The sequence below is a fragment of the Lacinutrix cladophorae genome (genome assembly GCF_053604645.1).
Genome location: NZ_JBSHNR010000051.1, coordinates 1 through 11113, shown reverse-complemented (window position 1 = coordinate 11113; position 11113 = coordinate 1). Strand labels below are relative to the sequence as shown.

At 27.6% G+C, this 11113-nt stretch carries 4 protein-coding genes; all 4 read right to left on the bottom strand.

Annotated elements, in window-relative coordinates; genetic code table 11:
- Positions 1-639 precede the first annotated feature (639 nt).
- Positions 640-3111 (bottom strand): S8 family peptidase, encoded by a 2472-nt coding sequence (locus ACVC3Y_RS00365; protein WP_452225757.1) that lies wholly within the window; start codon positions 3109-3111, stop codon positions 640-642.
- Positions 3112-3115: 4 nt separating this feature from the next.
- The gene (locus ACVC3Y_RS00360) at positions 3116-4093 is read right to left on the bottom strand and encodes an AAA family ATPase (protein WP_452225756.1); all 978 of its coding nucleotides are present in this window, start codon (positions 4091-4093) and stop codon (positions 3116-3118) included.
- Positions 4094-4222: 129 nt separating this feature from the next.
- Positions 4223-5773, bottom strand: coding sequence for a hypothetical protein (locus ACVC3Y_RS00355; RefSeq protein ID WP_452225755.1), 1551 nt, complete (start codon positions 5771-5773; stop codon positions 4223-4225).
- Positions 5766-10508, bottom strand: coding sequence for a hypothetical protein (locus ACVC3Y_RS00350; RefSeq protein ID WP_452225754.1), 4743 nt, complete (start codon positions 10506-10508; stop codon positions 5766-5768). Before ACVC3Y_RS00350 ends, ACVC3Y_RS00355 begins: the two co-directional genes overlap by 8 nt.
- Positions 10509-11113 lie beyond the last annotated feature (605 nt).

Here is an 11113-nt window from a genome sequence, read left to right as displayed (position 1 = left end):
TAGAACTTCTCGTAAATTTCAATACCTGCCTGCCGTCAGGTAGGTTCTATACAAGGATCAAGAAATTATTTTTTAAGAGATTCTCAGCGATTAATAAATAGCCACTGCCAAACGCTCGTCCCGAAAGCTTTCGGGATATCCAACGCTTGCCAACGCCAAAATAAAAGCTAACCTTTTTGCTATTATTAAAAATCGCGTATTCGATAAAATGTACGTAATAAAAAATTTTAGACGATTCTCGTGGATTGCCACAAGAGCATAAATTTTAAGAAATCGACTTTTTAGGAGATTCACGAACACATCTAAAACAATATTAACGCGTGGGCTAAACAAAAAAAATCAAGTTAGGTGTTTTCAATATTGATACTCAATCAATATTGAAAATAGTATATAATTTTGGAAACAATTTACGGTTCATTCGCTATATTTTAGACTATTTAGCGTTAAGAAAATGTACCCAAAGTACATTTTTAGTTAAATACGATTTGAAGTAGACTTTTAGTAAAGTGTTGTATCCAATTACAATCATCCACTGGATAATTGCAATTGGATAGCCTAAAATATGCACGCTCATTTCACCTTATTGTTTTACCAAAATTTTATGAGGCCAAATAGAGATTCTATTTTACATAATGTAATTTAACTTGTAGTAATTGTAATTGGTACAGGAACCGGAATTTGAGATAAAACTTCATTATATATATCAATATCTGTTGATTCAGTTTCAATTGAAACTATTAAGCTATAATCAACATTGCAATCATATCGCCTCAATTTCTTTCGATTTTTCCACCATCCTCCAACTGGATAAATTGCTATTTTATTTCTTAATGCTAAATCAGCAGCAGATCCTATCCATAAATCCTTATGAATACAACCTTTATCTCTAACTTGACTGCCTAATAACCAATTCTCACTTCCCTCCTGTATATAATCTTCTTGTTCTTCTCGTATTGACTTGCTTACTCTAGCTTTGAATCTTTCTACACCTTCATTTCTGTCAATCATTTTAAATCTTAAACCATGGGATTTATATGACTGATCACTTGCGTATAGTCTATTTCCTGGATTAGGTTCTATAAAATATGACAATGTTACTTTTAACTTTACATCTAATTCAGCTAATTCTGTTAATATATCTGTAGGCCAAGGCAAATCAAATAAATTAAATTCATTTGTTTTCGCTCGACTTTGTTCATATTTATAAGGCCTTAAGGACCTTTCTACTACCATAGTCAAAGAATTTTCTGCACTATATTTTGCTCTTTCTAAACTAGGAATCCCATAACCAACTTTAGATATCAAATTCCATTTATCCTCGGTACTTAAATCTTCAATATTAATATTGTTCAACATAGCGCTATTCCAATCTGCAGAATGTATTATCAGTGCTCGTATTGTCTCCGGTTTGTAATCTGGATATTTTTGATATAATTCTGATGCAAATTTTGATGCTAATGCAACAGAAGCACTTGTGTCTGAAAAAGTAGTTAACCAAGACCTTCCTATACCGCCTATTCCTGTCGAAAGTAGTTTTAATGAATCATGGTCAAGTATTCCTGAGTTAAATATTCCGTCATTTCCTCCTTCAAATACAACATCTGGTTTTCTTGGCCACCTTTTATTCCAATTTACCGATGTAGAATTACATGGAGACATTTGACCACTTTGGGCTAATAACTCAGCGCCAGGAAATTGTTGCGCATCCAATCTATCTTTATTAGTATAAGCACCAACTGTAATAGAATTAAAAGATTGTGCTGGATCTTGTACTGAAAAATCGTCATTAGCCAAAGGATAAGTTAATCTATCATTCAAAGGCAAATTTCCACCAGATATTAAAACTAGAGTATTATCATTTCTATCACTTACTGAACCAAATAATTTTTGGTCAATAGCCGAAGACCAAGAAGATGGTCTGCCTAAATATTCATGATCAGGAGCTGTTACTGCTAGACATACTATTCTTTTAGATCTTGGATTTATAATCTCTGCACTAGCAATCGCTTCTAAAGTAATTTTACCATATAAATCTGGATCATTAGCAGTACTAGCATCAATTATTTTTATACTTTCAACATTATTAGTAATATTCACAACACCAGTTGAACTTAATGGTTCATTTAAATCACCATATAATATTAAACCAGCCATAGGTGTCCCATGACCATGATGATATGAATCTGCATTTGTCCATGCTGGATTTATAGAATCTAAATTTCTACTTGGAATTAAATCTTCTAAAAGTGGGTTAGTTCGATTAACACCTGTATCTAATAAACAAACAACAACATTACTTTGATTAATTTCATTATTTATTCTTGCCTTTAGGTCGTCAATAAATTCACCTTCCCAAGTTTTATCAAGATTTGTGAAAAAATCAGAAGTTTCTATTGGCTTTCTTAATTCAGCTAAATTATCTTGATATAATAAAGTAGTTGCTAATTGTTCTGGAGTTCCTCTAACTAAACTAACTATATTTTCAGGAAATTCTAATATTCTCTCATTTACAGTTAACCCGCTTTCTCTGAAAGAACTTATAGATTCAGTTATCTCATCTATATTGCCATTGCTAAACCACACTTCCCACCAAATACTTTGATTTGATTCAGGAAACCCAATTTCTGTTTCCTGCCAGAAACTCTCAAGTGTTGCAGCTCTAATATTTTCAATATTTGCAACTAAATTTTGATTTTTTGGTTTTCCTCCAGGCGTATCTTCATTTATATATTTCTCAATTTTATCTAGAAAAGTTGAAACAGCACCTTTATTTAAATAAACAGCTATTTTATAGGTTATTTGTTCTACATCATCGGAATCAGTACCAAAAATCGCCTTACATGAAGCAAGTCTTATATTTCCTCCAGCATCTTCAAATCTATCAAAGGTTAATTCAAAATTAATTGCTGATTCAAATTCAATATATACAAACTCATAATCAAGATCTCCTTCTGAAAACTCATTTACAGCATCATTAAAAGATTGTTGTATTCTTGTTCCATGCTGTCTTCTGTCTCCGCGAGGTTTTAGATTAAAGCCTCCTCCTCCATGTGTAGAATAAGGAAAAGACGAAGTATAACCATTTAAAAGAATATGATTTAAATCTGACATTAATTTAGAAAGGTTTTTTTCTAGAATTTATCATTTCAGAAATAAACTCCAAATTAGATTTTTCCTCTCCGTAAATGAGGATGTTTTTTAAAAAGTCTTGACAAACTCTTTCTAAATCAGAAAAGTTAAGACCGATAGATTTTTTGGCAAGTATTAAAAGTATATTATCAGTATCATTTAATTTATCTGATAATTCTCTTTTATAAAATTGGTGTATCTGCTTTTCTGTTGGTAAAGGATAATTTATTATATCATCAAATCTCCTAAAAAGAGCTTCATCAAGATTTTCAGGCATATTAGTTGCTGCAATTATTAAACTATTGGATTCGTCTTTTTCTATTTGTAAAAGAAAACTATTTAATACTCTTTTTATTTCTCCAACATCATTACCCTGTCCTCGGGTAGTCCCAATACTATCAAATTCATCAAATAGATATACAGCTCTAAACTCTTTCATTGTATCAAAAACTAAACGCAGTTTAGCAATTGACTCTCCCATATATCTACTAATCAATCCATCAAGACGTATAACAAATAAAGGAATGCCAAGTTCATTTGATAGTACTTTAGCAGTCATAGTCTTACCGCAACCTGGAGGTCCAGTAAGCAAAAGTTTTTTTCTAGGAAATAAATTATGCTGTCTTAATTTTTCTATTTGTTTTTGCTCATCTAAAATTCTAATAATGACTTTTTTTAACTTAACGTTTAAGACCATATCTTTCAATCTATCATCAGGTCTAGTAAATTCTAATAAATCATTAAGTTCTTTTTGCGCAGCATTAACTGGTAAGTTTTTCAAATTACTTACATTCAGTTTAGATTTTTTAGAGTCCTTAATTAATTTTTTTAACTCTTCGGCAAGCTCTTGACGTCCCTTTCTTGCTTCAGCTGCAGCTATTTGCATAGCTGTTGCATAAAAGCGAGAGTCATCACCTTCACTAAAAGATTTAATTAAGCTTTTTATCTGTTCTGCTGCTGCCATTTTATATTTTAATTAGCGACGTAAAAATATACAAAAAATAAACATTCTTTTCAATTTTATTTACATTTCAAACACATACGACTACTTTACTATTTTTTAGACAAAAATTTTAAGGTCTTGTTAATAATTCTAATCACTCTTATCGTAAACATTTTTATTTGCTAGCATCATACATTGATAAGCTAACAATAAGGCAATAGCTCTTTTATTTGGTGGTATTGTATCAACTCTATAAGATACTTGCAGAAATTCTTTCATAAGCCCTAATTGATATTGATATTCAAAAAATAAATCATCATATACAATTTCGACATTTTTTGACAGCCAATTAATTGAATTAATATAATTGTCATTTACTTTATCCAAATCAATTGAATCTCTTTTAATTAATAATTTACCTATTGATACATTATCTGAAATTTTATTAATATCGTAATACTCTTTTCTACCATTATCTAGCCCTTTTATAAATAAGTCAACTACTAATCGACAAATATCTGAACACCAATAACTATAATCAATACCTCCTGTATCTATTAAATAAGGTGAGTCACCTTCAATTAAAATATTTCTAGAGTGTAAATCTCCGTGGTTTAATACTTGATAGTTTTGATCCTTTAATTTATTTATATCTAAATTTTCAAAACTTTTACCTTTTATAAGGTTTTTAATATTTGAAAGATTAAACTCGTTACTTCCCATGCTTAATAATGGACTTAATTCTTGAGCAATACTATCAATAACAGAATATTTTTCGTTTGAGAATCTCTCAAAGATATCACACCAAATATGCTTTTTTCCTCTATTTTTTTTGTAATGTGATTTTAGCCGGTAATCATTTGTAAATATTTTATCAAATATTCCAACTTCGTTATTTTCTTTAATAAAATCAAACAGAGTTTTTCCATCATCAATAAGTTTAATAATCATTGATAGGACTTCCCCATTTTTAGTTTTAATTTCTTCTGAGTCTATATAATTAAAAAATCGAGAAGGGAATTTATGATAATACTCTTTTGAATTTTTTAATTCCTGACTTAGTTTTTGTATTTCCTTAGATGCTTTAAGAATATACGAAGTACTTTTATGAGTGAATTTAAATAAAACAGCACCACTATAGCCTGAAACCATCCTTTTAATTTCAATTTTGTCTTCTATTTCAAATTTATCTTTGACTATTTTAAAAATTTGATTTAAATTGTTTTCACCAATAGAAGAAATTTGCAATTTTAGAACTAAATCATTCTCATTCATTAAATATTGATTAGGTAGTTTGTTCAATAACTCCTCTTCAATTAATTCAGACAAACCTCCTATTTTACCTTTATTTTTATCAATTTCACTTATAACAAACTTATACTCCTTCGAAAAATTTCGATTTCTTTCTGCACCTTCTTTGTCACCAGAAAAAATTATTGTTTGTACATTCAAACCTGATGTTTTAATTAATTCTAATGCATCAATTCCCAGCCACTTATCCGTTTTTTCATCATATAAATCAAGAATTAACAAATCGAGGTTTAATGTATCTAAAATATTATTCTCTAAAATATCTTTAAACGATATTTCTTTCGGTTCCTGAATAAAATCATATTGAGATTTTAAAGACCTAATCATAGCGTTGATTAGTCCTACTCTGCCCTTAGAATCATCACAAAATCCAATTTTAAAATTACTCATATTTTATAAATTTAAAGTTTAATTGAAATAATCCTTCTCCATTAGTTATTGATGGATACTTTAAAGACCCTCCGAAATTTTTCATTTCTTCTTTAATATCACTAAGTCCTCCTGTTTCATTTGGAGTATTATTTTTATTTTCTGTTGAATCGTATTCTATTTTCATCTTTATATATGATATATTTTGAATATTGATTTCAGATATATATATAATAATTGATATATCTGAAAAAGAAAGTCCTTCTGTTTTTCTTTTTTTAATATTATCAATTATAAAATCAAAAGCTTCAGTCAAACTATGTTCAGGGTAAAAAACTTTAACCGATTTAAGTTTTGAAATAATCTTTAATTTTTCAAATTTATTTTCAAACTTTTTTTTAATATTTGATATGATATCAGTAGGGAATTGTGATATGAATTTTGAGAATTTTGACTCCCTAGATATTAAGTTATGATATACTTTACTATGCAATTGATCATATTCAGTTTTTCTATTTACATAAATAATTGGATTTTCATTAATCTCTTTTATTATAGTTGATAAATCATCTGTAATACCTAATACATAATTACCATCAAAAATATTCTTAATCATATCATCAAAACCCATTCGTTTAAAGAAAGCTGAATTTTTAAAATTATCTGATAGTTGTTCGGTGTGTAGCTTTATATTTGTATCGATATATGTAGAAACTCTAAACCAATTATCGGTTAAATCATCTGTTAAAAGTTTTAAATCTGGATAATATTCTGACATTTTATCATTATCCCTTATATCTTCAATACCTAAAGGCACAAATTGGCTTAAATCCATATTAGTCATAGAATTATCTGGATAAGGATGGTTTGTAGTATAATACTCATCATAATATTTTTTTAATGATTTTATGACTTTTAAATCCGAAGCTAAATAGAATAGATTATTATAAACCTCTAAGTATTTTACAATAGATTGTTGCTTAAGTGTCAATTTGTTTTTTGAAATTATTTCTAATTCATCGGAAATCGTGTTATAGTATTTGTCACTTTTATTGTATGTATTCTTATAAAGCGATAAGGTGTGATAAAAAGTATTTTGGACTAAATTATTTCTTAATGTTTGTGTATCATCTAATGATGAATTTATTATAGAAGAAATAGATTCACAAAATTTTAATTTATCCGTAGATCTTAATAATGAAATAGCGCAATATTTATATCTAACAGCTAATTTGAAAGGTGTTGTTATTGAATCATTAGACTGTTCAAATTTCTTAATTAATACGTTTATATCAATAACTGCCACTTTATGCGATATTTGAGCTAGTAAAAACCTTAAATCCTTGAAAACTAGTGGCTCTTTTTGCAGCCAGTTTATTTCATGAGATAGATAATATAGAACAGCATATAGGTTTGATAAACAATCTGACAATTCTGTTTCAATATTTTTGAAAATATCTAACACATAATTATACAGTTTAATCCTATAATATGTATGCTTTATAGACATATCTAAAAGCATTTTAAACTCAAACATTTTTACAATTAGAATTGACGATAATTCGTGGTCTGGCTTATCGTATTGAAAATAAAAATCAAAAGGATAATCTACTTGTGCAAGTTCTGTACTATCTTTAAGTTGCAACTTATTTTGTCTGTCTTCTGAAAAAGAATACATATAGTCTAAGTTAATTTTATAAAAATCAAGGGCTCGTCTATGTTCACATATTGGACAATTTTCAGAAGTGAAAAATCCTAAAGGCAGTTTGTAAAGATATTTGATTGAAAATTTTGTTTGCTTTTCAACTATGAGGTTTTCATTATTAAAATAACTTATTCGGTCATAAAGATTAAATTCCCCATTTTTGGACTGATCAAATAGAATACAAACAAATAAATTGTCTACCTGTGCGCATTTTGAAATGATACTGTTAATCGATTTTCCAGAGATTATGCCAAAATCAAAATATACGACGTTAGGATCATTTATATGACTATCGTTCTCATCAATAAACCTTATACTTGATGAAAACTCTTTCAAATGAGCATAAAACTTATTTTTAATATAATCTGAAGAAAAAAGTGAACGAGGAATTAACAAAGTAAATAAGTCAATGCTATTTGTTTCCTTCCATTTTTCAATACTATCTTTAATTTTTGTCCATAAAAAACTTTCTAATTTTAATAATTTAATTTTATCTAAATAAAAAGTAAAATGCCTATTTCTAAATATTCCAATATGATTATAATGAAGAACCTTTTTAGAAATTATGTAATCTCTAAGTTCTTCATTTAGTTTAATTTCTATATTTTTAAAATCACTCTTTTTTTCTGTTTTAAAATCTGGACTTTTTAATATTAGATTTTTATTTATCCTCTCATACTTTAAATTATGGTATGTCTCATCCCTTTGGGTTTTTGGAATCTCTTTTTTATTCTTTGTATAGATACTAGCAATTTCAGTTTTTTCTTGCCAAGTTTCAAGTTTATTAATATCGTACTTTCTATTATTACTTATTGTTAATATAATCAAAGGTGTCGCAGAATCTCTTTTTATGTATTTCACTAATCTCCTAACTGTTTCGGAACTTGAAATAACTGTAGTTAATACAATTACATTGTTTTTTTCAGGAAATAATTTTGTTCTTCTAGGTATATTAGGATTAACATCTTCCGTAATTATTTTAATATTTCTTTTTGGTATACCATAGAGTGAGGCAAATGAATTCGCTAATCTCAATTGTTGTTTATGGTCAAGTAATAAATATGTTCTATTTAGTTCTTCTGTTTGTTTTACAATTAAAAGGTTCTGTAATTTCTTTAATTTCAAATAAAGGGAAAGTGCAAAACCGTAGTCATTGTCCTTAAGAAGTTCTTCATAGTTTATCCAATTTTCAACAACTTCTAATTTTGGGGAACAATATTTAAGTTCTATATTTTTTTCCTTATTATTTAAGGTTTTTTCAACTACTATTTTTTCAAATAAGTCATCAATATTTGAGAAATTGAATAATAACTCACCTTCTTTATTGACATTTATTAAACTACTTTCATTTTCAAGATGCAAACGAATTTTAGTTTTAATTTCTAACTCAAGAGTAGTGTAAGATTTTAAATTTGATATTTCTGATGTGCTTAAATCAGTTGAATACGCTTCATTCAAAATATTTATTAATTCTTGATTACCTCCATACCAAAATGCTTTATTATTTTTCCCAATTATTAAAACAGGGTCATAAACTTCTTCGAAATCTTTATGAACTATTTCTTGAAAAACGTCATTACCAGTTATTTTAGTAATATGTTCATTAACAGAATCTGTTAGGATTTGTAGTGTGTCATTTTTCAAACTACTTAATAGATAAATAACTAAGCCACAAGGATGTGCTTCAAAACTGAATTCAGGCAGTTTCTCTTCAAGAAAACTTATAACTTCTGATTCTTTGAATTCATTAAGGTTAAGAATCAAAAGTAAATTATCACTAGTTTTTAAATCATTTTTAACTGAATCAAGAAAATCAACATTGTGTTTAGGATTATAATTAACTGTTTTCCATTTCTTCTTGGTGCTATTTTCTTTAAGACTAAATTTAAATTCTCTTGCTTCTATGTAAGGGCATAATTTTATTTGAACAAAAGTTCCAACTGTATTAGTTTTACATTTTCTATATACCCACTCAGAATTTACTAATCCTCCTTTTCTATAACCTCCATTATGATTTGATGTTATTATATTAAAAAGTCCATTATACTTATTTACTATGCGTTGTATTCTATATAAACCTTTAGTTCCTCTTCTTAATTCAGAATCTTTTAATGTTGACCATTTTTGAAATGCCCACTTTAATTGTTCTTCTTTTGAATCAATATTGTTGTTTTCTAATTTATATTTTGTTTCAAAATCATCAATTAATATACCTTCTCCTGTATCTCCAAAATATATTTCGACTTGAAATTTAATATTATCTTCTTTAATCCAAGATATATAATCTTTTTCTATAGGATTTATTTTTTTGCCCTTCCTGTTTTTGAAAAGACTAGTCGTACTAATCAACCCTATCGTAAATAAAGCGTATTGTGTTTTTGAATGTTCAACTACATTTTTAATAAGTTCTGAAAAAACTACATTTTTAATTCCTTGAACATCGACTTTTTCTAAACCTCTATCTTTGTCATCTAAGATTTTATCAATTCTCTTTTCTATTAAGGTAAAGTCTTGTAACCCTAGACTACAATCTATCCATTCTAAAGGTAATATATATTTGTAACTACTATAGTCAATACTCTTGGTTTCAAATATTTCTTCAAAAGAGCTTTGAAATGATTTCGAATTAAATTCAGTTTCAAATGAATAATCTTCAGTTATGTATATATCCTTATTATAAATTTCAGAAATCCTTCTAATAGCATTAATAAATCCAACAGTTTTTATAAAATTATTAGCTTTAATTCTGGAGTTTAAAATGCTACTTCTTAAATTCTCATCAAAGTCAGTCGAATTAGCCTCTTTATCACTTAACTTATTAGTTGGTAAAGCAATAAAAATATTTAAATCATTTATTTTTAATAAAGTTTCTATGAATAAAGTTAATTTAGTAATTGCATTTAATTCAACGAATCTTAATTGTGAGAGGTCAATAAAATAATCGCTTGTAGCAAATAGCGAGTCTTGCTTTAAATCCGTTTTCTCTTCAAGATTAATTATATCTAAATATGTTATTCCTTTAAAAAAATGGTTTATTGCAGGTTTTGTCATTTAGTTTTTATAATATCTTTCAATTAATACATAAAAGGATTCTTATCTAATTAGAAAAACCTAGTTAGAAGTTAGCTTATTAATCATACTTAGGGAGAGCTTAAATATAGTAAATTTTGTGAGAATATATTTATGGTAAAACCGTAAATATTTGAGTGTATTGCAATTTATAACCATTCCACACACATTACGCTTCCTCCTACGTCGTCGCATAAAAAGTGTTCCATTAACATTGTAGAAGAAACTTTTAGAATAAATTTTTTCAAGAAACTTAAGAAGAACCTTTCGCTTTTAACCAAAGCTCAGGTTACATAACGCGGTACATTATAGTACATTTTACAACAATTAGCGAAATAGCGCTTTTGGGCGATATTTGACATAATTGCAGATATAACGTCTTTAGACTTATATCGATAGTAATTATGTCAAGCTAATTGTGGCTTCGTTAGAATAATTTAGATGTGTAGCTATAATTCTATATTATATAAAATAGAACTTCTCGTAAATTTCAATACCTGCCTGCCGTCAGGTAGGTTCTATACAAGGATCAAGAAATTATTTTTTAAGAGATTCTCAGCGATTAATAAATAGCCACTGCCAAACGC

Coding starts and splice junctions, on each gene's coding strand:
- ACVC3Y_RS00365 (WP_452225757.1), bottom strand. CDS start 3,111: ATGTCAGATTTAAATCATATTCTTTTAAATGGTTATACTTCGTCTTTT.
- ACVC3Y_RS00360 (WP_452225756.1), bottom strand. CDS start 4,093: ATGGCAGCAGCAGAACAGATAAAAAGCTTAATTAAATCTTTTAGTGAA.
- ACVC3Y_RS00355 (WP_452225755.1), bottom strand. CDS start 5,773: ATGAGTAATTTTAAAATTGGATTTTGTGATGATTCTAAGGGCAGAGTA.
- ACVC3Y_RS00350 (WP_452225754.1), bottom strand. CDS start 10,508: ATGACAAAACCTGCAATAAACCATTTTTTTAAAGGAATAACATATTTA.